General features: G+C 70.8%; 22 protein-coding genes. 11 read left to right on the plus strand and 11 right to left on the minus strand.

The window, feature by feature from the left end; translation table 11 throughout:
- Positions 1-336 (minus strand): DUF485 domain-containing protein, encoded by a 336-nt coding sequence (locus tag FIF60_RS00085; protein ID WP_144182555.1) that lies wholly within the window; start codon positions 334-336, stop codon positions 1-3.
- 207 nt (positions 337-543) lie between these two features.
- Here FIF60_RS00085 and FIF60_RS00090 point away from each other — a divergent pair, with 207 nt between their 5' ends.
- A complete protein-coding gene (locus FIF60_RS00090) occupies positions 544-1,992 on the plus strand; it encodes a hypothetical protein (protein WP_144182557.1) in 1,449 nt (482 codons plus the stop codon).
- Here the strand turns inward: FIF60_RS00090 and FIF60_RS00095 are convergent.
- Positions 1,989-2,429: a PaaI family thioesterase gene (locus tag FIF60_RS00095; RefSeq protein ID WP_144182559.1), complete on the minus strand. Its 441-nt coding sequence runs from the start codon at positions 2,427-2,429 to the stop codon at positions 1,989-1,991. The genes FIF60_RS00090 and FIF60_RS00095 overlap by 4 nt on opposite strands.
- Positions 2,426-3,760 carry an aspartate aminotransferase family protein gene (locus tag FIF60_RS00100; protein WP_144182561.1) on the minus strand — a complete coding sequence of 445 codons (1,335 nt, stop codon included), beginning with the start codon at positions 3,758-3,760 and terminating at the stop codon, positions 2,426-2,428. The genes FIF60_RS00095 and FIF60_RS00100 overlap by 4 nt, the downstream gene beginning before the upstream one ends.
- Positions 3,761-3,879: 119 nt before the next feature.
- On the opposite strand from FIF60_RS00100, the gene FIF60_RS00105 reads away from it, so the two are divergent.
- The 3 genes from FIF60_RS00105 (at position 3,880) to FIF60_RS00115 (ending at position 7,695) form a co-directional block, all read left to right on the plus strand.
- The gene (locus FIF60_RS00105; RefSeq protein ID WP_158639003.1) at positions 3,880-5,076 is read left to right on the plus strand and encodes an EAL domain-containing protein; all 1,197 of its coding nucleotides are present in this window, start codon (positions 3,880-3,882) and stop codon (positions 5,074-5,076) included.
- Between the two features lie 190 nt (positions 5,077-5,266).
- Positions 5,267-6,160, plus strand: a complete 894-nt coding sequence (locus FIF60_RS00110) for a polysaccharide deacetylase family protein (protein ID WP_144182565.1) — start codon at positions 5,267-5,269, stop codon at positions 6,158-6,160.
- A 20-nt stretch (positions 6,161-6,180) separates the two neighbouring features.
- On the plus strand, positions 6,181-7,695 hold the full coding sequence (locus FIF60_RS00115) for a YifB family Mg chelatase-like AAA ATPase (protein WP_144182567.1): 1,515 nt from the start codon (positions 6,181-6,183) through the stop codon (positions 7,693-7,695).
- Between the two features lie 17 nt (positions 7,696-7,712).
- On the opposite strand, the gene FIF60_RS00120 is transcribed toward FIF60_RS00115, so the two are convergent.
- Positions 7,713-8,096 (minus strand): YraN family protein, encoded by a 384-nt coding sequence (locus FIF60_RS00120; protein ID WP_144182569.1) that lies wholly within the window; start codon positions 8,094-8,096, stop codon positions 7,713-7,715.
- Positions 8,097-8,128: 32 nt separating this feature from the next.
- Here FIF60_RS00120 and opgC (FIF60_RS00125) point away from each other — a divergent pair, with 32 nt between their 5' ends.
- Both opgC (FIF60_RS00125) and opgC (FIF60_RS00130) read left to right on the plus strand, forming a co-directional pair.
- Entirely contained in the window at positions 8,129-9,280 is a 1,152-nt protein-coding gene (opgC, locus tag FIF60_RS00125; RefSeq protein ID WP_144182571.1) for an OpgC domain-containing protein, read from the plus strand.
- A 94-nt stretch (positions 9,281-9,374) separates the two neighbouring features.
- Positions 9,375-10,526: an OpgC domain-containing protein gene (opgC, locus tag FIF60_RS00130; RefSeq protein WP_158639004.1), complete on the plus strand. Its 1,152-nt coding sequence runs from the start codon at positions 9,375-9,377 to the stop codon at positions 10,524-10,526.
- A 121-nt stretch (positions 10,527-10,647) separates the two neighbouring features.
- On the opposite strand, the gene chrA is transcribed toward opgC (FIF60_RS00130), so the two are convergent.
- The 3 genes from chrA to FIF60_RS00145 form a co-directional block, all read right to left on the minus strand.
- Positions 10,648-11,991 (minus strand): chromate efflux transporter, encoded by a 1,344-nt coding sequence (gene chrA, locus FIF60_RS00135; RefSeq protein ID WP_144182576.1) that lies wholly within the window; start codon positions 11,989-11,991, stop codon positions 10,648-10,650.
- Positions 11,988-12,818: a chromate resistance protein ChrB domain-containing protein gene (locus FIF60_RS00140; protein ID WP_144182578.1), complete on the minus strand. Its 831-nt coding sequence runs from the start codon at positions 12,816-12,818 to the stop codon at positions 11,988-11,990. The genes chrA and FIF60_RS00140 overlap by 4 nt, the downstream gene beginning before the upstream one ends.
- A 126-nt stretch (positions 12,819-12,944) precedes the next feature.
- On the minus strand, positions 12,945-14,117 hold the full coding sequence (locus FIF60_RS00145; RefSeq protein WP_239451415.1) for an aminotransferase: 1,173 nt from the start codon (positions 14,115-14,117) through the stop codon (positions 12,945-12,947).
- A gap of 128 nt (positions 14,118-14,245) precedes the next feature.
- On the opposite strand from FIF60_RS00145, the gene glpD reads away from it, so the two are divergent.
- The 5 genes from glpD (at position 14,246) to FIF60_RS00170 (ending at position 20,028) form a co-directional block, all read left to right on the plus strand.
- Positions 14,246-15,514 carry a glycerol-3-phosphate dehydrogenase gene (gene glpD, locus FIF60_RS00150; protein ID WP_239451416.1) on the plus strand — a complete coding sequence of 423 codons (1,269 nt, stop codon included), beginning with the start codon at positions 14,246-14,248 and terminating at the stop codon, positions 15,512-15,514.
- A complete protein-coding gene (gene glpK, locus FIF60_RS00155) occupies positions 15,511-17,004 on the plus strand; it encodes a glycerol kinase GlpK (RefSeq protein ID WP_144182582.1) in 1,494 nt (497 codons plus the stop codon). The genes glpD and glpK overlap by 4 nt, the downstream gene beginning before the upstream one ends.
- Positions 17,005-17,176: 172 nt before the next feature.
- Positions 17,177-18,451 (plus strand): PQQ-dependent sugar dehydrogenase, encoded by a 1,275-nt coding sequence (locus FIF60_RS00160; protein ID WP_239451417.1) that lies wholly within the window; start codon positions 17,177-17,179, stop codon positions 18,449-18,451.
- Positions 18,448-18,801, plus strand: a complete 354-nt coding sequence (locus FIF60_RS00165; RefSeq protein ID WP_204251037.1) for a c-type cytochrome — start codon at positions 18,448-18,450, stop codon at positions 18,799-18,801. Before FIF60_RS00160 ends, FIF60_RS00165 begins: the two co-directional genes overlap by 4 nt.
- 27 nt (positions 18,802-18,828) lie before the next feature.
- Positions 18,829-20,028: a TIGR03862 family flavoprotein gene (locus FIF60_RS00170; protein WP_275426695.1), complete on the plus strand. Its 1,200-nt coding sequence runs from the start codon at positions 18,829-18,831 to the stop codon at positions 20,026-20,028.
- Positions 20,029-20,077: 49 nt separating this feature from the next.
- Here FIF60_RS00170 and FIF60_RS00175 read toward each other — a convergent pair whose 3' ends face one another.
- From FIF60_RS00175 to FIF60_RS00190, 4 genes are read right to left on the minus strand one after another with little or no spacing between them, the layout of a single operon-like run.
- The gene (locus FIF60_RS00175) at positions 20,078-20,782 is read right to left on the minus strand and encodes an ABC transporter ATP-binding protein (protein ID WP_144182584.1); all 705 of its coding nucleotides are present in this window, start codon (positions 20,780-20,782) and stop codon (positions 20,078-20,080) included.
- Positions 20,779-21,537: an ABC transporter ATP-binding protein gene (locus FIF60_RS00180; RefSeq protein WP_144182586.1), complete on the minus strand. Its 759-nt coding sequence runs from the start codon at positions 21,535-21,537 to the stop codon at positions 20,779-20,781. The genes FIF60_RS00175 and FIF60_RS00180 overlap by 4 nt, the downstream gene beginning before the upstream one ends.
- Positions 21,534-22,424: a branched-chain amino acid ABC transporter permease gene (locus FIF60_RS00185; RefSeq protein WP_144182588.1), complete on the minus strand. Its 891-nt coding sequence runs from the start codon at positions 22,422-22,424 to the stop codon at positions 21,534-21,536. Before FIF60_RS00185 ends, FIF60_RS00180 begins: the two co-directional genes overlap by 4 nt.
- Entirely contained in the window at positions 22,424-23,290 is an 867-nt protein-coding gene (locus tag FIF60_RS00190) for a branched-chain amino acid ABC transporter permease (RefSeq protein WP_144182590.1), read from the minus strand. The genes FIF60_RS00185 and FIF60_RS00190 overlap by 1 nt, the downstream gene beginning before the upstream one ends.
- Between the last annotated feature and the right edge of the window lie 6 nt (positions 23,291-23,296).

Raw genomic sequence — 23,296 nt, forward strand, 5'->3', positions numbered from 1 at the left:
TCAGCCCCCCTTGGCGATCGCGTCGGCCACACGGGCGTCATAGACCCCGTTTGCCCAGCGCACGTAGAGGAAGGTGAGAACCCAGGCCGCGACGATCACCGCCGCGCCGAGGAGGATTCCGAACGAGAGCCCCGGCACCAGGAGCGTTCCCATCGCCGGCTTGGCGAAGGCGACGAGCAGGACAAAGCCGAAATAGGCGACGACCATGCCCGCGGTCAGGATTGTCGCGACCTTCAGGCGCGCCGCCGTCAGCCGCTGGACGAGCGCCTCGGCGCCGACATTCTTTGGCCCCTGTTTCTCTGACCCAGGTTTCTCTGGCCCGTGCTTCTCTGGCATATCTTCCTCTCCTTGGTTCTCGTTCGCACCGGCACGCCGTGCGCCGGACGGGTACCGCCGCCGAGGAGGCCTCACTGACCGCCCGCGCCGAGCCATCCGTTACAGAAGTGTGTGCAGCGCAGCATTGATGCAGCGCAACAACCTGTCTCCGAATTCATGACCAGGACATCCGCGGCATCCCGGCCGGCGGAACGCGCCGATGCTGCGTTGCAGCATTCCGCAAACGGATGGACGATCCGTCATCTCGCGGACGGGGCGGCGCTCGCCTTCGGCCTCGCTGCCCTCGCCTGGCTCGCCATGGTCGTTGTCCGCATGGCCGTCTCGCCCGCCCCGCAGGAGATGCGCGAGGGCGCCCTGGTGCTGACCACGCTCGCGCTTCTCGACGGGCGGAACCCCTATGCCTCGGCAGTCTCGGCCGGCGGCAATCTCTACGGCATCCTCTACCCGCTGGTCGTCGCGCCGGCAGCGCTCCTGTTCGGGCCGGGGCTCGCGACGCATCGCGTCGTGGCCTGCGCGGGCATCGGCCTCGCCGCCTGGCTCGTCTGGCGCGGGGCGCGCAATGCCGGGGCGGAGCGACTTCCCGCGGCGCTCGCTGTAGTGCTGTCAGCGGCGGGCTGGCTCTACTGGGTGGGGCCGACGGTGCGGCCCGACGGCATCGGCCTCGCCTGCCTCATCGGAGCGCTCGTCGTCGCCGCGCCCGATCCTGCCTCATGGCGCCGCTTCGCGATCGCGCTCGCGCTGTCGCTCGCGGGGTTTGCAGCAAAGATCTACTTCGTGGGGGGCATCCTCATCGTTGCCGCCCATGTCGCGCTGTTCCGCGGCTGGTGGCGCGGCGTGGCGATGGGCGTTGCGGCGTTGGCGGCGATCGCGCTCTGGGCGGGGCTGCTCGCGCTTTTGATGCCTGGGTGGGCCATCCTCGTGCTCGGGGCCAATCTCGGCGCGACCAGCTACGATGTCGGCCATCTTCTCCGCCAGAGCTGGGACTGGGCGGTGTTCAGCCTGCCTCTGCTTGCGGGACTTGCCGTCGCGCTCGCCGGGCTGCAGCGTTCGCGCTGGGGCGGGCAGGAAGGGTTCTGGGGCTTCGCAGCGCTCTGCGGCCTCGCCGCGCTGCTCGCCTCTCTCGGCGGCCATGGCGGGGCGCACATGACCTATTTCTTCCACCTCCTGACGCCGCCGCTGGCCATCGCCGTCGCCGCCGCGACAGGCAAGCGCGAGGCGCCGACGCGCGCGATGGTCCTGGTGCTGCCCATCGCCGTGCTGCTCAACGCGCACTGGTTCGTCATCGACCCCTCCCGCTTCGCCCCCGCCGAGGCCCGCTTCGCGATCGCTGCCGAGGCGCTTGCGAAGGCGCGCAACCCGCTGGTGACGACCGAGTTCGCCGCGCTCGCCGCACTCTCAGGCCACGTTCCGCTCGAAACCGGCCACAGCGAGTACATGCTTGCCCCCGAGGAGCAGGCGCGCCTGCGCGCGCGCATCGCCGCCGACCTCGCCGCACGGCGCATCGACCTCGCGATCGTCAACCGCAACAATGGCGGGCTCGTGCATGCGCGCGACGTCGAGGCGGCGGGCTATATCCGCCTCGTGCCCCTGCCCGTCGATCTCGTCTGGGCCATGCAGCACTGGGAGGCGGATATCTGGGTGCCGCCGCAGCGCTAGCCGCGCTGGCCGTCGGGGATCGCGTAGGTGATGGTCATGTGCGCGACGGCGGCGCCGTCGCCGACGCGCGAGACCTCGGCGAGCATCACCGCGAGCCGCCGCCCCACGCGAAGCACCGAACAGTCGCAGGCGAGGTCAGCAAGCCCGGCCGGGCGGAGGAAGCTCACCGACAGGTTGGAGGTGACGGCGAGGGGCACCGCGCCGATCATCGACAGGAGCGCGATCCAGGCCGCGACGTCGCCGAGCCCCATGATCGCGGGGCCGGAGACGGACGGCCCGGGCCGGATCGTGCGCTCGTCGAGCGGCAGGGTGACGCGGCAGCGTCCCCGCCCATAGCCGGTCAGCACGAGCCGCCCGTCGCCGAAGCCCGCGTTCGGGAACTCGCGCACGAGGAAGGCGAGCATCGCCTCCCTGTCGAGCGCGGGCGCCTCGCTCACTGGCTCAGCGCGGCGTCCACCGCCTCGCCGAGGCGCGAGACGATCATCGCAAGCTCCTCCTCCGTCACCGTGAAGGGGGGCGCGAGCGTCACATGGTCGCCCAGCCTGCCGTCGATCGTCCCGCCCATGGGATAGACGAGAAGCCCGCGCGCCATGGCCTCGGCCTTGACGCGCGCGTGCAGCTTGCGGGCCGGGTCGAAGGGCCGCTTCGTCGAACGGTCCGCCACCAGCTCGATCGACCAGAAGAGGCCGCGGCCACGGATGTCGCCGACATGGGCGTGGTTGCCGAAGCGCTCGGTCAGCAGGTCCGACAGCACAGCACCCATCGGCCCGACGCGCGCGAGAAGCCCGCCCTCGCGAAGCTCCTTCTGCACAGCGAGCGCGGCCGCACAGGCGACGGGGTGCGAGAGGTAGGTGTGGCCATGCTGGAAGCTGCCTGAGCCCTCCCGGATCGTGCCGACGATCGCTGCGGTGGCGAGGATCGCGCCGATCGGCTGGAACCCCGCGCCGAGCCCCTTGGCGACGACGAGGATGTCGGGGGCAATGCCTTCGGCGGTGCAGGCGTGAAGCGTGCCGCAGCGGCCCATGCCCGACATCACCTCGTCGAGGATCAGCAGCACGCCGTGACGGTCGCAGATCTCGCGGATGCGCTTGAAGTAGCCGGGCACGGGCGGCACCGACCCAGCCGTCGCGCCGACCACCGTCTCGGCAAGGAAGGCGGCAACCGTCCCGGGCGGGTGGCGGAGGATCTCGTCCTCGAGGCTCTGCGCGGCGCGCTGCCCATATTCCTCCTCCGTCTCGCCATCATCGCGGAAGCGGTAGGCGAAGCAGGGGTCGACGTGCGAGACCTCCATCAGAAGCGGCGCGTAGAGGGCGCGGCGGGCCATGTTGCCGCCGACGGCGAGGGCGCCGAGGGTGTTGCCGTGATAGGACTGCCGCCTTGCGATGAAGCGCGTGCGGCCAGGCTCGCCCCGCTCTACGAAGTATTGCCGCGCGAGCTTCAGCGCCGCCTCCACCGCTTCCGACCCGCCGCTGACGAAATAGATGTGCGCGAGCCCCTCTGGCGCATCCTTCAGCATGGTCGCGGCCAGATCCTCGGCAGGGCGGTTCGAGAAGAAGCCCGTGTGTACGTAATCTAGACGGCCGACCTGGTCGCGCACGGCTGCCACTACCGCAGGGTGAGCATGGCCGAGGCAGGATACCGCCGCGCCGCCGCAGGCGTCAGCATAGCGATTCCCTTGTTCATCAACGATCCAGAGGCCTTCGGCGCGCGCCGCGACGGGTGGCTGGGCGAGAAGGCTCCGATGAATGATTCGCGACGTGTCTTGCATTTGTTTACAACCTTCGCGCCTGGGCCTATTTGTTGGACGACGCTAGCAGAGGTCCAATGGCGGAGAAAGCCGCGCCGGCCGCAGAACGGTCCACGACGCAGGAGGTCGTCGGACCCGGGATGCCGTCGGCGCTTGTCATCGCGCGCGGTGCCGCGGCAGGCCTCCTTGCCGCTGCGGCGACGGAAGCCGGCTGCGGCGAACTCGTTGTCGTTCCGAACGATCACGTGGCGCTCGTCCGGCTCGTGCGCGCGTCGGCGCCGCCGCGCTTCGTCCTCGCGGACGATTCGGGCCTCGGCGCCTACCTCGTGCCGCTGCTCCGAACAATGGCGGACCCCGATCTCGCCGTGCCGCTCCTGCTTCGCCTGCCACAGGGCCGGCAGCGCCGCGGCCTCGCCGTCGCCGCGCGGCTCGGCCTCGCCGCGGAAGCCGTCGCCGAAACCGCTTCGGCGACGGAGATCGCCCACCGCCTGCGCCTGATGCGCCCCGCCCCCCTGCCGACGGACCCGCTGACGCCCTCGGAGCTTGCCGCAGCCATCGAGGCGCGGGCGATCGTCAACCGCTACCAGCCCCAGGTGCGGCTCGCCGACGCGAAGCCGCTCGCTCTCGAGGCGCTGGCGAGGTGGGAGCATCCCGGCCGCGGGCTTCTCGGCGCGGGCGAGTTCGTGCCGCTCGCCGAAGCCTCCGGCCTCGCCGGCGCGCTCGCCGACCGGGTGATGCGCCAATCCGTCGCCGACCTCGCGGCGCTGCACCGCTCCGGCGCCCGGCTGCGCATGGCATTCAACCTGCCGCTCGACGTCCTCCTTCACCCCGCAACGGCGGAACGGCTCGCCGAAGCGGTGACAGAGAGCGGGCTCCCGGCCGAGGCGCTGACGATCGAGCTGACGGAGAGCCAGATCGCGCATGACCTCGGTGCGGTTCGCGCTGCCGCCCTCAGGCTCCGCGACCAGCGCTTCGGCGTCTCGATCGACGATTTCAGCCTCTCCGCCGCCCAGGCCGGGCTCGTCTCCCTCCCCTTCTCCGAGATGAAGCTCGACCGTTCCCTCGTCATCGCGGCGCGGGACGACCGGGCGGCGCGCGGTGCCCTCAGCGCCGTGGTGCGCATGGCGCATGGGCTCGGTCTCCTGATCGTCGCCGAAGGGGTCGAGACGCTCGCGACCTGGCAGCTCGCCCGCGACATCGGCGCAGACCTTGCGCAGGGCTGGATGGTCGGCCGGCCGATGCCGGCCGTCGCCGTTCCGGCCTGGCTCTCCGCCTGGGAGATGGCGGTCGCAACCGGTGCGGCCTCCGCGCCGGCGAGTCCAGCCTTCGGCGCCTGAGAACGGATCCTCCTTCGGCGCCTGAGAAGCGAATCCATCTTCGGCGCCTGAGAACCAAAGCTCCTTCGGCGCCTGAGAACAGAACCGACTTCGGCACCTGAGACGCGAACCTCGCTCGGCGCCTACCCTCGACGCTGGAACGGCCGCGCCCACCCTGCTACTCCGCATGCCCGACGCGACGGAGACCGGGATGCTGAGGAGCCACGGGCGCTACGACTACAGCGGCATCGGAGAACGGGCAGATTATGCCTGGCCCGGCGGCGCGCGGCTCGCCGTCTATCTCGGCGTCAACCTCGAGCACTTCGCCTTCGGCGAGGGCCTCGGCGCGGAGCTCGCCCCCGGCGGGCCGTCTCCGGACATCCTGAACTTCGCCTGGCGCGACTGGGGCAACCGCGTCGGCACCTGGCGGCTTCTCGAGCTCCTCGACGACCTCCGCCTGCCTGCCTCGATGCTCGTCAACAGCGCCATGTATGCGTATGCGCCGAGCCTGATGGCGGCGGTACGCGCGCGCGGCGACGAGATCGTCGGTCACGGGCGGACCAACAGCGAGCGGCAGTCGGTGCTCCCCGAGGCCGAGGAGCGCGCGCTGATCGCCGAGGCGACCGAGACGATCGCCGCGGCCGAAGGCGCGGCCCCGCGCGGCTGGCTCTCGCCCTGGATCGCCGAAAGCGCCGTGACGCCCGACCTGCTGGCAGAAGCAGGATACCGCTACACGCTCAACTGGTGCATGGACGACCAGCCCGTGTGGATGCGCACCCGGGCGGGGCGGCTTCTCTCCATCCCCTACCCGCAGGAGGCTAACGACATCCCCTCGATCGTCGCGCGGAAGGACGGGGCGGAGCAGTTCGCAGGCATCGTCACCGACACGTTCGACGAGATGCTCGGACAGGCGGCGCGCCAGCCACTGGTGATGGGCATCGCGCTGCATCCCTATATCGTCGGCCAGCCGCACAGGCTCAGGCATCTCCGCCGCGCGCTTGCCCACATCGCGGGGCATCGCGGAAAGATCTGGTTCCCCACCGCAGGGGCAATCTACGACCACATCGCCGCCCTGCCGTCCGGCCTCGTTCCCGGCTCGGCCTGAAGGACAGAGCCCCCTCCTCCGTGCTCGCCGCCATCGCAAGCTTCGCCTTCCAGGGCATCGAGACCGTGCCCGTGGAGATCCAGGTGCAGATCGCGCCGGGGCTGCCTGCGTTCGCGATCGTCGGGCTGCCCGACAAGGCGGTGGCGGAAAGCCGCGAGCGCGTTCGCGCGGCGTTGACCGCGCTCGGCCTGTCGCTTCCGCCCAAGCGCATCCTGATCAACCTCGCGCCGGCCGATCTCCAGAAGGAGGGAAGCCATTTCGATCTGCCCATCGCGCTCGCGCTGCTCGCGGCGATGGAGGTGATCCCGCGCGAGGAGGCCGCCGAGTACGCAGCCCTTGGCGAGCTCGGCCTCGACGGGCGGATCGCGCCCGTGGCCGGCGTGCTGCCGGCGGCAATCGGCGCGGCATCGCGCGGGCTCGGGCTCGTCTGCCCCGCCGCGCAGGGGGCTGAAGCGGCCTGGGCGGGAGACGTGCGGCTGCTTCCCGCCGCCTCGCTCCTGCAGCTCATCAACCACTTCAAGGGTGAGCAGGTGCTCGGGCCGCCGGCGCTGCCAGAGCTGCCCCCTTCGCCGACCGGGCCGGACCTTGCCGACGTGAAGGGACAGGAAACCGCCAAGCGCGCCCTCGAGGTCGCCGCTGCGGGCGGGCACAACCTCCTGCTCATCGGCCCGCCCGGGGCAGGGAAGTCGATGCTTGCCGCACGCCTGCCGGGGTTGCTGCCGGACCTCACGGCGGCCGAGGCGCTCGAGGTCTCGATGGTGCATTCCGTCGCGGGGATGCTCTCGGGCGGGCGGCTGTTGCGCCGGCCGCCCTATCGCGAGCCGCACCATTCCGCCTCGCAGCCCGCGTTGACGGGCGGCGGTCACCGCGCGCGGCCGGGCGAGATCAGCCTCGCGCATCGCGGCGTGCTCTTCCTCGACGAGCTTCCCGAGTTCCCGCGCCAGACGATCGAGGCGCTTCGCCAGCCGCTCGAGACGGGACGCACGACGGTTGCCCGCGCAGCAGCGCATGTCACCTACCCCGCGCGGTTCCAGCTCGTCGCCGCGATGAACCCGTGCCGCTGCGGCCATCTCGGCGACCCGCCGCGCGAGTGCGGCAAGGCGCCGCGCTGCGGCGAGGAGTACCAGGCGAAGCTGTCGGGACCGCTGCTCGACCGCATCGATCTCTTCGTCGAGATCCAGCCGATCGCGCCGGCGGAGCTCACGCGCGTCAGCCCTGGCGAAAGCACTGCGACCGTCGCAACCCGCGTCGCCGGGGCGCGCGGGCTGCAGCGCCGCCGCTACGGCGAGGACGGCCCCGCCTGCAACGCGGAGGCCGATGGCGCGGTGCTGCGCGAGACGATCGCGGCCGAGCCTGATGCGCTGGCGCTCGCCGAGCAGGCGGCCACACGGCTCAGGCTCTCGACCCGCGGCTTCGCGCGCACGTTGCGTGTGTCGCGCACGCTGGCCGATCTCGGCGGGAGCGAGACGGTCAAGCGCCTGCACGTCGCCGAGGCCCTGACCTGGCGGGCACGTTCGGTGCGCGAGGCGGCGTAATGGCGCCGGCGGGCCGTTCAGTCTCCGGGGCGGAAGGCGTCCTCGAGCCAGCGCAGCTCACCATCGGCGCCGACGAGCATCGCGTCGAAGCGGAGCCCCTCTCCGAACCAGCCGGGCTCCGCGGCCATCAGCGCCTCCGCAGCGGCGGCGAGCCGCGCGCGCTGGCGCGGCGAGACGGCGAAGGCGGCCTCGGTCGCATTCGGTCGCGCCTTCACCTCGACGATGATTGTGAGCGTGCCCTTGCGCGCGACGAGGTCGATCTCGCCGGCACCGGTGCGGATGCGCCGGCCGAGGATGGTGAAGCCGGCCCGGCCGAGCAGCGCCTCGCAGCGCGCCTCGGCCGCCGTGCCGCGCGCGTAGGAGGCCTGGCCGCGGGCCGTGCGAAGATGCCGCTCGGTCATTCCGGTCCGAGCCTATCGGAGGGGCCAGGGGCATGACCACCCAGGACCACGCGCCCGTCGCGCCCGTCGCGCTCACGCAGGCGTCGTTCCGCGCCCGATGCGACAGCCGCCCGACACGGCGCGACCACGCGATCGACATCGCCCGCGGCATCGCGCTCGTGGCGATCCTCAACACGCACTTCACGCTGATGGCGCGCGACGTCGGCTCGCTCGGCGGCCACCGCGCGCCCTTCCTGTCAGACCTCCAGTTCCCCGATTTCGCCGATTTCTTCGTCTTCCTGTCCGGCTACGTCTATGGCCTCGTCTACGGCAACAGGCTCGTGCGCGACGGGTTCGCGAGCGTCACGCGCCAGACCATCCGGCGGATGGGGCAGATCATCCGCGCCTTGGTGGTCTCCATCGCCGCTGCCGTCGCGCTCTCCTGGGCGCTGATCGACGACGCCGAGGTGCTTCGCACGCTCGACCTCTGGCCCTTCCAGGCGAACGGGCGGCTTGCGCTGCATGACCTCCTCACCTTCACGAGCGCGCCGCTCTTCATCAACATCCTCTGCCTCTACGTGCTTCTGCTCACCGCCGCGCCGCTGATGCTGTGGGGGTTCCGCCGCAACCTCGCGGCGACGTTCGGGGTGAGCGGCGTGGTGTGGCTGCTCGTGCAGGCCGGGCCGCTCGACCTCGACACCGGCTGGGCAGGAATCCGCTCGTTCAACCCGTTCGCGTGGCAGCTCCTGTTCGCAATGGGGATCTTCCTCGGCATGCAGCGCGGGTTCGACACGATCTTCGCCGCGCTCTCCCGCCGCACGGCGTTCCTGCTCACGGCGGCGTGCCTGGGGTTCTTCCTGGTGCGCATGGCCATGAAGCTGTCGCCCGAGTTCACCGCGCTTCTCGAGCCCGTATCCGGGAAGGCGCAGTTCGCGACGCTCCGGATCATCAACTTCGTCTGCCTCGCCCCGGTGTTCGTCCTGTTCGTCGGCTGGCTGGAGCGCGCCGCACCTAGCCTCTCGTCGTGGCTTGCCCGGCTCGGCGCGCTGAGCCTCGAGATGTTCGCCTGGGGCGTCGTGCTGACGATGCTCATGTCGGTGGCCTTCCTCGCCCTCGGGGGCGACCTCGCGGCCTATGTCATCGTTCTTGCGGTCGGCCTCGTTGGATACGTTCTCTCGGTCCGAATAATGGTAGTATTCAACTAGGCGAGGACACGGATTGATCGCGAAACCATGGCGTGACGCAGCCATGGATGGCATAAGCCTGGGCGCGTTCTTCCCTCCAGTCGGGGTCATGACGATGGCTGCAGGCGCCGCGCTCGGCGGTCTTCCGATCGCCTTCCGCCAACACGACTTCCTGGCCCGCTCCGCTGCCCGCCCCTCGCGGCGCGATCACGCGATCGACATCGCCCGCGGCATCGCGCTGATCTTCATCCTGTACCCGCACTTCACGCAGATCGCAGCCGCCCTCGGGTCGATCGGGCGTGCCCGCGTGCCCTACCTCTCCGACCTCCAGTTCTGCGACCCGGCGGATTTCTTCGTGTTCCTCTCCGGCTACGTCTATGGCCTCGTCTACGGCCAGCGCGCGGTGCGTGACGGCTACCGCACCGTGGTTCGCCAGACGGTCCGGCGCATGGCGCAGATCTTCCGGGCGATGGTGTTCACCGTGGCGCTCTGCGTCGGTCTCTCCTGGCTTCTGATCGACGACCCGGCCGTGCTGCGCGCGCTCGACCTGCTGAGCTTCGAGAGAAGCGGGCGCGAGGCCATCGCCGGGATCGCGCTGCTGCTCGATTCGACGCTCTTCATCAACATCCTTGCCCTCTATCTCCTCCTGCTCGCGACCGCGCCGCTCTTCCTCTGGGGCTTCCGGCGCAGCGTCGCGGCCACCGCCGCGGTGTCGCTCGGCATCTGGCTCCTGGTCCAGATCGGGCCGCTGCACGTCACGAGCACCTGGGCGGGGATGCACAGCTTCAATCCCTTCGCCTGGCAGCTCCTGTTCGCGATGGGGATCCTCCTCGGCATGCAGCGTGGCTTCGATGCGATCCTCGCCTCGATGACGCGGGCGCAGGCCATCACGCTCGCCCTCGCGTGCCTCGGCTTCTTCGCGCTGCGCACGGGCATCAGGGTCTCGCCCGCGCTCGCCGAGCTGGTGCTGCCGATCGCGCACAAGCCGGCCTTCGGGCCGCTCCGGCTCGCGAACTTCGTCTGCCTCGTGCCGGTGTTCGTTCTCGCCGTGGGCTGGCTCGAACGGCAGGTCCCCGTGCTTGCGAACCTGCTCGCCCGCTCGGGTGCGCTCAGCCTGGAGATGTTCTGCGTCGGCGTGGTGCTGACGCTTCTGATGGGTGTCGCCTTCCTCGCGCTCGGCGGAACGCTGCTGGCATACGGCATCGTTCTCACCGCCGGCATCGCGCTCTACCTCGTTGCGATCATCCCGCTCGAGGCGGTGAGCTAGAGCGCGTTCCGATCGATTGGAGTCAATCGATCGGAAGGTCGTGCTCTCAAGCCACAAATGATCAGAGCAGCCTAGCCAGACCTGATGAACCGAAGCCGGTTCCATCAGGTCTGGTGCTGCTCTAGAGAACGAGGCGCAGCGCGAGCCCCGCGAGCGCCGTGACCCCAAGCGTCCGCAGGATGCCCTGCTTCAGCGGGAAGAGCAGAAGCGCGGCAAGCAGAGCAAGCGCGAGCGCAGACGGGTCGAGGCTTCGGGGATCGGGCAGGTCGAGCGCCACCGGCCCGAGCGTCACGCGTCGGACGGTGGAGAACAGCACGCGCAGGCCGAACCAGAGGGCGAGGTTGGCGATCACCCCGACCACCGCAGCCGTGACTGCCGCAAGCGCACCCGCGAGCGCCCTCTGTCCATGCAGCCGCTCGACGAAGGGCGCGCCGAGGAAGATCCACGCGAAACAGGGCGCGAAGGTGACAAGCAGCGTCAGCGCCGCGCCGGCCGTGCCAGCGATCAACCCGCCATGCGGCAAGGCCGCGAGGAAGCCGACGAACTGCAACACGAGGATCAGGGGCCCGGGCGTGGTCTCGGCGAGCCCGAGCCCGGCGAGCATGTCGGCGGCCGAGAGCCAGCCGTAGCGATCGACCGCCTCCTGGGCGACATAGGCAAGCACGGCGTAGGCGCCGCCGAAGGTGACCAGCGCCATCTTGGAGAAGAACCAGGCGATGTCCGCCCAGACCCCGGCATCGGCGGCAACGAGCAGGCCGAGCGGCACGAGCCACGCCGCGAGCGAGGCGAGCCCCGCCCACCGCGCCGAGGCCGAGAGCCGTGCGATCCTGCCGGGATCCTCCGCGAGCATCGCATCGAGCAGGGCGGGCCGGTCGCCTTGCCGCTCGCCATGCAGACCAGCGGAGAACTGCGCAGGTGCGAGGAACCCGACGACGGCCGCGGCAAGAACGACGAAGGGAAACGGCACGTCGAACGCATAGAGGGCAAGGAAGGCCGCAGCGGCGAGCGCGTAGGCGGCGCCGCCCTTCAGCGCACGCCGCGCGACGCGCAGCAGCGCCTCGACGACGACGACGAGCACGGCGCATTTCAGGCCGAAGAACAGGGCTGCGATGACCGGCACGCCGCCGGCGACAGCGTAGATGGCCGACAGAACGAGCATGACGGCGGCACCGGGCAGGACGAAGAGCAGCCCCGCCGCGAACCCTCCCTTCACGCCGTGCAGCAACCAGCCGAGATAGATCGCGAGCTGCTGCGCCTCGGGCCCGGGAAGGAGCATGCAGAAATTGAGCGCATGCAGGAACCGGCGCTCGGACACCCAGGCGCGGTCGCCCACCACCTCGCGATGCATCAGCGCGATCTGCGCCGCGGGGCCGCCGAAGGAGAGGCAGCCGATGCGGAACCATACCGCAAGCGCCTCGCGATAGGTCGGGAAGCGCGTTGCGGCAGCAGGCATGGCGTCGCTCATGCCCGCACCATCCTCGGCGGCCAGCGGTGCTGCTCGGCCTGGCAGTCGCGCGCCCAGAGATAGAGGGCGTCGTACATCACCATCCCGTGCCGCAATGCCAGGGCGTCGCCCTCCCCGGCAAGCGCCGAAAGTCCGAGGGACAGGGCGAGCAGGCCCGTGGCCGCGGCATGCAACGCAGGCTTCTCGGTGTCCGCCCCGCGGACGATGTCGGCGAGGATGCGGAGGGCCTGGTCATCCGGCCTGTGGCGCTCGACGAAGGCGTCGAAGCTGCACCCCTCGCCGACATGCGTGTAGGGCGCGCCGGGAATGTCGAAGGCGGTGCCGCCAATCTCCTCGGCGATCCGCGCGACCTCCGGTGCCGGCGCATAGACGAAGCGCGCATCGGCGGCGATGAAGCGGCGGATGAACCAGGGGCAGGCGATGCGGTCGATCTTCGGCCGCTCGCGCGTGACGAAGACCGGCGCCGGGCCCGGCTTGCTCGAAAGTGGAAATCCGAGCGACTCCCACCCGGCGATGCCGCCTGCAAGGTAGGTCGCGGCGAGACCGCTTCGCGCCAGCGCGGAGGCGACGGCCTGCGACACGGCATGGCCTCCGACGCAGACGGCGACGACCGGGCGTTGCGGCTCGAGGGTCGCGATCCAGGATCCGATGGCGTCGGGGTCGCGGCGCAGGGCGCCTGGCAGAGACGTGGTCGACGCGGCGAAGGCGGCATCGCGCCGCACGTCGAGGATCTGCGGGCCGGGAAAGCCCGCCATGGCGGCGAGAAGCCGTTCGGCCGGCAACGGAATGGCGTCAGCCGGGCGGGAGGGGTGCTCGATGGTGTCCATGTGCGTCTCCTCGTGCCCGGCAGCAGCGCCGGGGTGGAAACGCAGGCTTGGACGTGATCGGCACGTCTGACGGCGCGCCCGCGACCGGCGCCGTTGGCGGTATATGCGCCTCCGGAACGGTTGCCGTCAACGCTCCGCTGCGGCTAGCCTTTCCGGCACGGCTGCGATCGCCGCCTCATCTGCATTGGCGAAGGCGAGCCTGAGATACCGCTCCTGCCCTGGGCCGAAGAACGGGCCGGGGAGGACGAGAAGCCCCTGCTCCGCAGCGAGGCGCTCGGCCATCGCAACGCCATCGGGCGCACGCTCGGGCAGGCGGAGATAGGCGAAGTAGCCGCCGAGCGCGTCGATGCGCCACGCAGGGGTTGCGGAGAGCGCGGTGCGGAACGCCTCCGCCCGTCCCGCCATGATGGCGCGGTTGTCGTCGCGCCAGGGCTTCAGTGCCCCGATCGCCCAGGTGAGTGCGGCCTGGGCATGGCGCGGCGCGCAGATCTGCAGCGTGTCGACCGCCTTGGCGAACTCGCCCATGAAGCCCGCCCCCGCCGCCACCGCGCCGACGCGATGCCCTGGCACGCAATAGGCCTTGGAGAACGAGTAGAGATGCACGAGATGCTCGCCCCAGGCGGGGTCGGCGAACAGCGCGTGCGGCGGCGCGGCACCGGGCAGGAAGTCGCGATAGGTCTCGTCGACGACGAGCCAGAGGCCGCGTGCACGGGCAAGCGCGGCAAAGCGCGCGATCGTCTCCGGCGGGTAGATCGCGCCCGTCGGGTTGTTCGGACTGACGAGGACGATGGCGCGGATGCCGGGGCGAAGCAGCGCCGCGGCACGGTCAGGGTCGGGTACGAACCCGTCCTCCGCGCGGCAGGGAAGCGGCACCGCCTCGACGCCGTGCATGGTGAGCGCCATGCGGTGGTTGAAGTACCACGGCGCAGGCAGCAGCACCGCCTCGCCGGGCGCGGCGATCGTCGCCATCGTCATCGCGAAGGCGAGGTTGCAGCCTGCGGTGATGGCGATGCTGTCGGCGCCGATCTCTGCGCCGTAGGCGGAGCCGATGTCGGATGCCAGCGCCTCGCGGAGCGCCGCGTCGCCGAGGATCGCCCCGTAGCCTGCCGCCTCGCGCGTCGCCGCGGCGGCCGCGAGCCGCTCGAGCAACCGAGGGTGCGGCGGATAGCCGGGAACCGCCTGGGTGAGGTCGATCGGTGGGCCTGCGCTTCCATCGTAACGCGCGGCCCAGGACCGCGCGGCCGGGATCGGCGGTGCATCTGTCGCGACGATGGTGTCGGAAGTGACGGGACGGGTCATGGCTGGGGTGGCGGCGTCGCTCGGCATGGGCGCACTCTGTCACCGAGGGCGGGCCCGGTCCATCCGGCCCCCTGGACGTATCCTGCCCCTACGCCGTAGCGTCGCGGCGCGAACGGAAAGGAGCGCGCGTGGCCAGCGAAGGCATCGTCGATCTCGCCATCATCGGCGGCAGCATCAACGGCGCAGGCATCGCGCGCGACGCGGCCGGGCGCGGCCTCTCCGTCCATCTGGTCGAGCAGGGCGATCTCGGCGGGGCCACCTCCTCCGCTTCGACAAAGCTGATCCACGGCGGCCTGCGCTACCTCGAGCATTACGCCTTCCGCCTCGTGCGCGAGGCGCTCGAGGAGCGCGAGGTGCTGTGGCGCATCGCGCCGCACATCATCTGGCCGCTGCGCTTCGTGCTACCGCACCACCAGGGCCTGCGCCCTGCCTGGATGCTTCGGCTCGGGTTCTTCCTCTACGACCGGTTCGGCGGCCGGCCGCTTCTGCCCGGCACGGAGGTGCTCGACCTCCGCGGCGACCCAGCCGGCGGGCCGCTGCAGCCGGGCTTCGCGAAGGGCTTCGAGTATTCCGATTGCTGGGTCGAGGACAGCAGGCTGGCCGTGCTCAACGCGCGCGATGCCGTCGCCAGGGGCGCGGTTATCGAGACGCGCACGCGTTGCCTCTCTGCCACGCGCGAGGACGGCGCCTGGACGCTCACGCTCGCCGCCGAGGATGGGAACGGATGCAGAACGATCCGTGCCCGCACCGTCGTCAACGCCGCCGGCCCCTGGGTCGCCGAGGTGCCCGCGGGCGTGGTGCACGCGAATGCACCTGCCGCCGTCCGGCTCGTTCAGGGAAGCCACGTCGTAGTGCCCCGCCTGTTTGCGCATGACCACTGCTACATCTTCCAGAACACCGACAGCCGCAACGTGTTCGCCATTCCCTACGAGGGCGATTTGACCCTGATCGGCACGACCGATCGCGACTGGACGGGCGCCCCGAGCTCGGTCGCCGCGAGCGGCGACGAGATCGCCTATCTCTGCCGGGCGGGGAGCGCCTATCTCAAGCGGCCCGTGACGCCGGCGGATGTGGTGTGGACATGTTCCGGCGTCCGCCGCTCTATGACAACGGCGCTTCCGCCGCACAGGAGGCGACGCGCGACTACGTGCTCGCCCTCGACGCCCCTTCGGGCCAGCCCGCCCTGCTCAGCGTGTTCGGCGGCAAGATCACTACCTACAGGCGCCTCGCCGAGCACGCGCTCGAGAACCTGCAGCCCCACCTGCCTGCGCGCCAGCGCGACGCAGCAGGCTGGACGGGGGCGCGCGCCGCTTCCGGGCGGCGGCTTCGCCGCCGACGGGTTCGACGCGCTCGTCACCTCGCTCGGCGAGTCCATGGCGGAGACCATCGCGGCATGAGCGCACCCGGCCACATCCTCGCGATCGACCAGGGAACCACCTCCTCCCGCGCCATAGTGTTCGACACGCGCGCGACCGTGAAAGGCATCGCGCAGGAGGAGTTCGGCCAAATCTACCCCGAGCCGGGCTGGGTGGAGCACGACGCGGAGGCGATCTGGCGCAGCGTTCTCGCCACCTGCCGTGCGGCCATCCGCAATGCCGCGCTCGAGGCATCCGACATCGCTGCGATCGGCATCACCAACCAGCGCGAGACGACCGTCCTGTGGGACCGCGCAACGGGACGGCCGATCCACAACGCGATCGTCTGGCAGGATCGCCGCACCGCGGCCGCCTGCGCGGCGTTGCGCGCAGAGGGTGCGGAGGAAGCCGTCTCGGCAACGACCGGCCTTCTTGTCGACCCCTACTTCTCGGCGACCAAGATCGCCTGGCTGCTCGACACGGTGCCCGGTGCGCGCAAGGCGGCCGAAGCTGGAAGGCTCGCCTTCGGGACGGTCGACAGCTTCCTGCTCTGGCGGCTGACCGGCGGCGCGGTGCATGCGACTGACGCGACGAACGCCTCGCGCAGCCTTCTCCTCGACATCCGCAGCGGGAGCTGGAGCGAGGAGATGCTGCGCCTGTTCCGCATCCCGCGCGCGATCCTTCCGCAGGTGCGCGACACGGCGGGGCTGTTCGGCACGGCGGAGGCGAGGCACCTGGGTGCGGCGATCGCCATCCGGGGCATCGCGGGCGACCAGCAGGCAGCGCTCGCGGGCCAGGCCTGCTTCGCGCCGGGCATGGTGAAATCGACCTACGGCACGGGCTGCTTCGCGCTGATCAACACTGGCGAGACGCCCGTTGTCTCCTCGCACCGGCTTCTGACGACCATCGCCGCGCAGCGGAAGGGTCGCCGAAGCTACGCGCTCGAAGGCGCGATCTTCGTCGCGGGCGCTGCCGTCCAGTGGCTACGCGATGGGTTGGGCCTGATCGCGCACGCGGCCGAGACCGGCCGCCTCGCGGAGGAAGCAGACCCCGGACAGAGCGTGACGCTTGTTCCCGCCTTCGTGGGCCTCGGCGCTCCCTACTGGGACGCAGAGGCGCGCGGGGCGATCTTCGGCCTGACGCGCGGCACGACGCGAGCGGAGCTCGCCCGCGCCGCGCTCGAGAGCGTCGCCCTCCAGACGCGCGACCTCGTCGAGGCCATGCGGGCGGACTGGGGGGCGGAGGCATCGGAGATGGTGCTGCGCGTGGATGGCGGGATGACCGCGAGCGACTGGACGATGCAGTTCCTCGCCGACATGCTCGCCTGCCCCGTCGATCGCCCGCGCGTGCAGGAAACCACCGCGCTGGGCGCTGCCTATTTCGCCGGGCTCGATGCCGGGCTGTTCGAGGGGCCGGAGGCTTTCGCCGACACCTGGGCACTCGACCGGCGCTTCCTCCCCCGCATGGACGAGGCGGAACGGGCGCGGCGCTACGACGTGTGGCGCGACGCGGTGAGACGCACGCTGACGTGATGCGACGTGCCTCGCCGCCACGCGCGATGCGTCAAGAACCGGGATGATTTCGCTTGAGACGCGAGGGCTCGCCCGCGCACACTCGTTGCGGCCGCATCCTCGGCCAGCCAATCAACAATGCGGCGGCCCCCCGCTCACCCAGCGGGACCGAACCGCGTGGGGAGAACATCCAATGCGTTCGATGCTTCTCGGCTCGGCGATGGCCCTGCTGGTCGGCACCACGGTTGCCGCGCAGCAGCCGCAGAGCGACGCGCAGGCGCTGCAGCGCATGCAGAACTTCCAGACGACGGGCCAGTCCCTCGACCTCGAGACGGTGCCGCAGACAGGGCGGCGGGCGGACCAGATCCGGCGCAACCTCGAGCGCATCAAGCTGCCGCAGGGCTTCCAGATCGAGCTCTACGCCGTCGTGCCGGACGCGCGCCACATGGCGGTGACGCGTAACAACGCCAACGTCTTCGTCGGAACGCGCAAGACGCAGATGTGGGTGGTGGTCGACCGCGACAAGGACCGGGTGGCCGACGAGGTGAAGCGCTTCGCCCCCGCCGTGCGGTTCACCCAGCCGAACCCCTGCTACAGCCCCGATGGCTTCCTCTACGTCGTCGAGCACAACCGCGTTCTCGTCTTCCCCGCCGCCGAGTTCTTCTTCGAGGGGCCGGACGTCGCGGTGGGCACGGTCGTCGAGCAGGGCAACCTGATCCCGCGCGAAGAAGAGAGCTTCAACCACGGCCATCGCGTCTGCCGCGTCGGGCCGGACAACAAGCTCTACGTCTCGCTCGGCCAGCCGTTCAACGTTGCCCCCCCGAACAAGCTCGAGCTCTACAACCGCGTCGGCATTGGCGGGATCGTCCGCATGGACCGCGACGGGCAGAACCGCGAGGTGTTCGCACGCGGCGTGCGCAACAGCGTCGGCATCACGTTCAACCCGCGCACCGGAGAGCTCTGGTTCACCGACAATCAGGTCGACGGCATGGGTGATGACCAGCCGCCGGGCGAGATAAACCGCGCGACCGCGGCGGGCCAGCATTTCGGCCATCCCTATTTCGGCGGCGGCCGCGTGCGCACCGTCGAGTACAAGGACACGGCGGACGCGCAGCTTCCCGAAGTGCGGCACCCGGAGGCCGAGATGGTCGCGCATGCTGCCGATCTCGGTCTCCATTTCTATACCGGCACGATGTTCCCCGAGCGGTATCGCGGCGGGCTGTTCAGCGCCCAGCGCGGAAGCTGGAACCGCACCACACCCGTCGGCGCACGGGTGATGTTCACCCCGATGAAGCCCGACGGCTCGGGCATGGCGGGCGAGCCGGAGGTTTTCGCTTCCGGATGGCTCGATGACGAGACGGGCGAGTACTACGGCCGCATCGTCGATGTCGCGCAGCTGCCCGATGGCAGCCTGCTCGTCAGCGACGACACGGCGGGGGCGATCTACCGCATCTCCTTCCGGCGGTGATCGCCCGGGTCCTATTGGGGCTGGCCGCGTCGGTCGCGGCCAGCCTCGTTCCCGTAGTGCCTGCCCTCGCGCAGGCGGGGGACTGGCGGGCCGGCCGTCTCCTGGCCGCCCGCTCCTGCCAGGCCTGCCACGGGATGGACGGGCTTTCGAAGCAGGCGAACGCGCCGAACATCGGCGGCCAGCCCGAGGAGTACCTGGTCGCGCAGCTTCGCGCCTATCGCGACGGCACGCGCAGGCAGGAGCAGATGAGCATCGCCGCAGAGGGGCTGACGGACGAGCAGATCCTAGCGCTCGTCGCTTACTACTCCGCCATCGAGGTCGAGGCGGTGCGGATTCCCGGCCGCGACTGACGCGCCACACCGGTGCATGATGCGCCGGTGGGACGCATCGATGTCGCGGTGATCGGGGCTGGCCCGACCGGGCTGATGGCAGCGGAGACGATCGCCTCCGCAGGCCGCAGCGTCGCCGTGTTCGAGCGCATGCCGTCCGTCGCGCGGAAGCTTCTCATCGCCGGCCGCGGCGGGCTGAACCTCACGCACAGCGAACCGCTCGCCTCGTTCCTTGACCGTTACGGAGCGGCGCGCGCCTGGCTCGCACCGGCTGTCGAGGCCTTCCCGCCATCGGCCCTCGTCGCATGGGCAGAGGGGCTTGGGCAGGAGATGTTCACGGGCTCGAGCGGGCGGGTGTTTCCGCGCGCGATGAAGGCTTCGCCGCTGCTGCGCGCGTGGCTCGCCCGCCTCGCCGGCCTCGGCGTCACCATCGCCACGCGCCATCGCTGGGTGGGGCGGGAGGCGGACGGCACGCTCCGATTCGAAGCGCCCGCCGGAGCCGTCACGCTTCGGCCGCGCGCGACGGTCCTCGCCCTGGGGGGCGCCTCCTGGCCCCGCCTCGGCTCGGAAGGCACCTGGCCGGCGCTGCTTCCCGGCGTCGCAGTCTCGCCGCTCCGGCCAGCGAATTGCGGCTTCGTCGTGGCGTGGTCTGCGCATCTGCGACAACGCCATGCGGGCGCTCCGCTCAAGCGAATCGCCCTGTCGTTCGGCGAGCATATGGTGCGCGGCGAGGCGGTGATCACCGAAGCGGGGATCGAGGGCGGCGCTGTCTACGCGCTCTCCGCGCCGCTCCGCGAGGCTGTCGCCGAGCATGGGAGTGCCACGTTCGCGATCGACCTTCGCCCTGACCTCGCCCGCGAGGCGCTCGCCACGCGTCTTGCCGCGCCGCGCCGCGGCCAGTCCCTCTCGACCTTCCTCCGCAAGTCTGCCGGCCTTTCACGTGTCGCGATCGCGCTGGTGCAGGAAGCGGTCCATTCCGGAGCGCGGGCGGATGATCTCGCCGCGCTGGTCAAGGCCGTACCGGTGTCGGTCACGGCGACGACGGGACTTGACCGCGCGATCTCGTCGGCTGGCGGCATCGTGGCGGGCGAGCTCGACGCGCACTTCATGCTTCGCCGCTGTCCCGGTGTCTTCGCCTGCGGGGAGATGCTGGACTGGGAGGCGCCGACGGGCGGGTACCTGCTTCAGGCCTGCTTCGCCACGGGCGTCGCGGCGGGGCGCGGTGCTATCGCCTGGCTCGAGCGGTGATGCGCGCCCAGTGCGCCGGCATCAGTGCGCCGGCATCAATGCGCCGCCCTCAATGCGCTTGGCCGAGATAGAGCGCGGCGGCGCGGTCATCGGCGAGCAGCGTCTGGGCCGTACCCTCGAGCGCGACGCGGCCGCCATCAAGGACGGCGCCGCGGTCGGAGATGGCCAGCGCCTGCCGCGCGCGCTGCTCGATCAGCAGGACGGCGGCGCCGAGTGCGGGCAGGCCGCGGATGCGCGCGAAGGCCTCCGCCACCAGGGCCGGGGCGAGCGCCGCCGTGGGCTCGTCGAGCACCATCAGCCGCGGCCGCGTCATCAGCGCGCGCGCGAAGGCCAGCATCTGCCTCTCGCCGCCGGACAGCGAGCCCGCCCGCGCGCGTCGGCGCTGCGCGAGCGCGGGAAACGTGTCGAACAGCTCGGCGATGCGCGCGCGCGGCGCCGCCACGCCCTCGACCACCTCGAGATTCTCGACGACGGAGAGCGATGGAAACACGTTCGCCACCTGCGGCACGTAGCCGATCCCGAGGCGCGCGCGTGCCTCCGTCGGCGCCGCGGTGATGTCCTCGCCCTCGAAGAGAATGCGCCCCGAGACGCGCGGCAGGAGCCCGACGAGAGCCTTGGCGAGCGTCGATTTCCCCGCACCATTCGTGCCTGCGACGGTGAGGATCTCGCCCCGTGCCAGGACGAGGTCGATGCCGGTGAGGATGTCGACCTCGCCGTAGCCGCCCGAGAGGTGCTCGACGGCGAGAAGCGTCACGACACGCCGCCCAGATAGGCTTCCCGCACCTCCGGCGCGGACAGCACGGCCTCGGGCGCGCCGGAGGCGATGATGCGGCCGCGATCCATCACGTGCAGCGTCGAGACGAGGCGGGTCAGCGCAGGCAGGTCATGCTCGATGATCAGGAAGCCGATGCCGCGTCCGTTCAGCGTGCGGATGTGGTCGGACAGGGCTGCCACGAGCACCGGGTTCACGCCGGCGAAGGGCTCGTCGAGAAGGATCAGTTTCGGGTTCGTCATCAGCGCGCGGCCAAGCTCGAGGAGCTTCTTCTGCCCTCCCGAGAGCCGGCCCGCGGGCGTCTCGGCCACCGGCGAGAGCCGCAGGAACCCGATCGCATCGGCAACGCGCGCACGCGCGGTCTGCTCCTCGGCGCGCACCGCTGCCGGACGGAGGAAGAGGCCGCGCAACGTCTCGCCGCTCTGCCCCGGCACGGCGGCGAGAAGGTTCTCGCGCACCGTGAGGTGGGCATACTCGCGCGGCACCTGGAAGGTGCGCACCATGCCCCGCCGCGCCCGCTCATGCGCCGCCAGGCGGGTTATGTCCTCCCCAAACAGGCTGACCGTCCCGGAATCCGGCGCGAGGAAGCCGCTGATGAGCGAGAACAGCGTCGACTTGCCGGCGCCGTTCGGCCCGATCACACCGACGAGTCCACCTTCGTCGACGGAGAAGCTCACGCTATCGACGGCGCGGAAGCCGCCGAACGACCTGGTGAGGGAGGAGAGCGTGAGCGTCATCGGCGCGTGTAGTCGCCCATCAGCCCCTGCGGGCGGAACATGGTGAAGAGCACGAGCGCGAGCCCCACTGCGCCGATGCGCACCGAGGCCATGTCGACCGCGGAGATGAACGGCACGACGTCACGCAGGAAGCGGCTGCCCTCGAGGAACAGCATGAGAAGCGCCGCGCCGACGACCGCGCCGGAGATGCGTCCCACCCCGCCCATGATGATCGCCATCCACACATAGAAGGTCACGAGCGGGATGAACTGGTCGGGCACCACGTAGCCGATGTAGTGCGCGTAGAAGGCGCCTGCGATTCCGGCGAGCGCCGCGCCGAGGACGAGCACGCGGATCTTGAAGCGCGCGGGGTCCTTGCCGAGCGCGCGCACCGCTTCCTCGTTGTCGCGGATCGCCTCGATCATCCTCCCGAACGGGCTCTTCACCAGGCGGAAGAACAGCCAGATCGCCGCCGCGTTCACCGCAAGGAGCACGCCCACGATCGCGAGCGCCGAAGGCATGCCGACGCCGAGGCCTTCGAACAGGCGGGGGATTCCGGGAATGCCCTGCACCCCGTTGGTCAGCCAGCGCTCGGAGGTGACGACGAGGCGCACCGTCTCGGAGAAGCCGAGGGTGACGATGGCGAAATAGTCGTCGCGCAGCCGAAGCGAGACGAGCCCGATCGGCCAGGCCGCGAGGCCGGCAAGAACCGCGGCGGCGACGAAGCCGACTGCGATCGGCATTCCCCCCTTCGTGGAGAGGATCGCCGCGGCATAGGCGCCGATGCAGAAGAACCCGACATGGCCGAAATTGATCAGCCCCGTCAGCCCGTAATGCAGCGTGAGACCGAGCGCGAGCAGCACGTAGATCAGCGCGATGGCGGCGATGGCAGCGAGATAGGCCTCCATCAGCGCACCCCCTCGACGCGCCCGAACAGCCCGCGTGGGCGCACGAGCAGGACGAACAGCATCACCACGAAGGCGAGCGCGATCTTGTAGGTGAAGCCGACGACGGGGGTGGCCATCTCCTGCGCGATGCCGATGATCAGCCCCGCCACCACCGCACCCACGGGGCTGCCGATGCCGCCGAGGATGGCGGCGGCGAAGCCTGGCAGAAGCATGTCCCAGCCGATCTCAGGCGCGACCACGGTGCGCATGCCCAGAATCACCCCGGCAATTCCTGCCACCGCGCCGGCGAGCAGCCACAGCGCCACCATCACGCGGACAGGCGATATGCCGCAGACGCGGGCAAGCGCAGGGTCATCCGCCACCGCGCGCATGCGGCGTCCGATCGGGGTGAGGTAGAGGGTCGCGAACACTACTGCCAGCGCGAAGGCGGCCGTGGCGGCGAGCCTCAGATCATTGGGGTGGATGCGCACCCCCTCGAAGCGCCAGGGCCGCACCAGCGGCGCCTGGAACACCTGCTGCGTATGGCCGAAGGCGAGCGCGAGCCCCGCGCGAAGGATGAAGCCGATGCCGATGGAGGCGACGAGCAGAGCGACGGTCGAGCGACCCGAAAGCCTTCGGAAGACCAGCGCGTAGGCAGCGAGCCCCGTCACTGCGCCGCCGAGCGCGCCGAGCGCGCCGCCGAGCAGGAGCGAGCCCGTCGCCGCGTGGCCCGCGAGCGCGCCATACGCGCCGAGTGTCATCGTGTCGCCGGTCGCGGCATTGGGAAAGCGCGCGATGCCGAAGACGAGCGTGATCGCGAGCGCGACGAGCCCGATGACGAGGCCGGAGACGACCCCGGCGATCAGGAGTTCGACCCAGAACACCATGGGAAA

Origin of the sequence: Elioraea rosea (genome assembly GCF_007644105.1) — a bacterium.
GTDB classification, from domain to species: Bacteria; Pseudomonadota; Alphaproteobacteria; order Acetobacterales; family Acetobacteraceae; genus Elioraea_A; species Elioraea_A rosea.

Excerpts from the sequence above, each read along its gene's own strand:
- chrA (WP_144182576.1), bottom strand. The coding sequence starts at position 11,991 with ATGAGCGACGCCATGCCTGCTGCCGCAACGCGCTTCCCGACCTATCGC.
- FIF60_RS00140 (WP_144182578.1), bottom strand. The coding sequence starts at position 12,818 with ATGGACACCATCGAGCACCCCTCCCGCCCGGCTGACGCCATTCCGTTG.
- FIF60_RS00145 (WP_239451415.1), bottom strand. The coding sequence starts at position 14,117 with ATGACCCGTCCCGTCACTTCCGACACCATCGTCGCGACAGATGCACCG.
- FIF60_RS00110 (WP_144182565.1), top strand. The coding sequence starts at position 5,267 with ATGCTGAGGAGCCACGGGCGCTACGACTACAGCGGCATCGGAGAACGG.
- FIF60_RS00085 (WP_144182555.1), bottom strand. The coding sequence starts at position 336 with ATGCCAGAGAAGCACGGGCCAGAGAAACCTGGGTCAGAGAAACAGGGG.
- opgC (WP_158639004.1), top strand. The coding sequence starts at position 9,375 with ATGGCTGCAGGCGCCGCGCTCGGCGGTCTTCCGATCGCCTTCCGCCAA.
- FIF60_RS00120 (WP_144182569.1), bottom strand. The coding sequence starts at position 8,096 with ATGACCGAGCGGCATCTTCGCACGGCCCGCGGCCAGGCCTCCTACGCG.
- opgC (WP_144182571.1), top strand. The coding sequence starts at position 8,129 with ATGACCACCCAGGACCACGCGCCCGTCGCGCCCGTCGCGCTCACGCAG.
- FIF60_RS00190 (WP_144182590.1), bottom strand. The coding sequence starts at position 23,290 with ATGGTGTTCTGGGTCGAACTCCTGATCGCCGGGGTCGTCTCCGGCCTC.
- glpK (WP_144182582.1), top strand. The coding sequence starts at position 15,511 with ATGAGCGCACCCGGCCACATCCTCGCGATCGACCAGGGAACCACCTCC.
- FIF60_RS00160 (WP_239451417.1), top strand. The coding sequence starts at position 17,177 with ATGCGTTCGATGCTTCTCGGCTCGGCGATGGCCCTGCTGGTCGGCACC.
- FIF60_RS00105 (WP_158639003.1), top strand. The coding sequence starts at position 3,880 with ATGCCGTCGGCGCTTGTCATCGCGCGCGGTGCCGCGGCAGGCCTCCTT.
- FIF60_RS00185 (WP_144182588.1), bottom strand. The coding sequence starts at position 22,424 with ATGGAGGCCTATCTCGCTGCCATCGCCGCCATCGCGCTGATCTACGTG.
- FIF60_RS00180 (WP_144182586.1), bottom strand. The coding sequence starts at position 21,537 with ATGACGCTCACGCTCTCCTCCCTCACCAGGTCGTTCGGCGGCTTCCGC.
- FIF60_RS00100 (WP_144182561.1), bottom strand. The coding sequence starts at position 3,760 with ATGCAAGACACGTCGCGAATCATTCATCGGAGCCTTCTCGCCCAGCCA.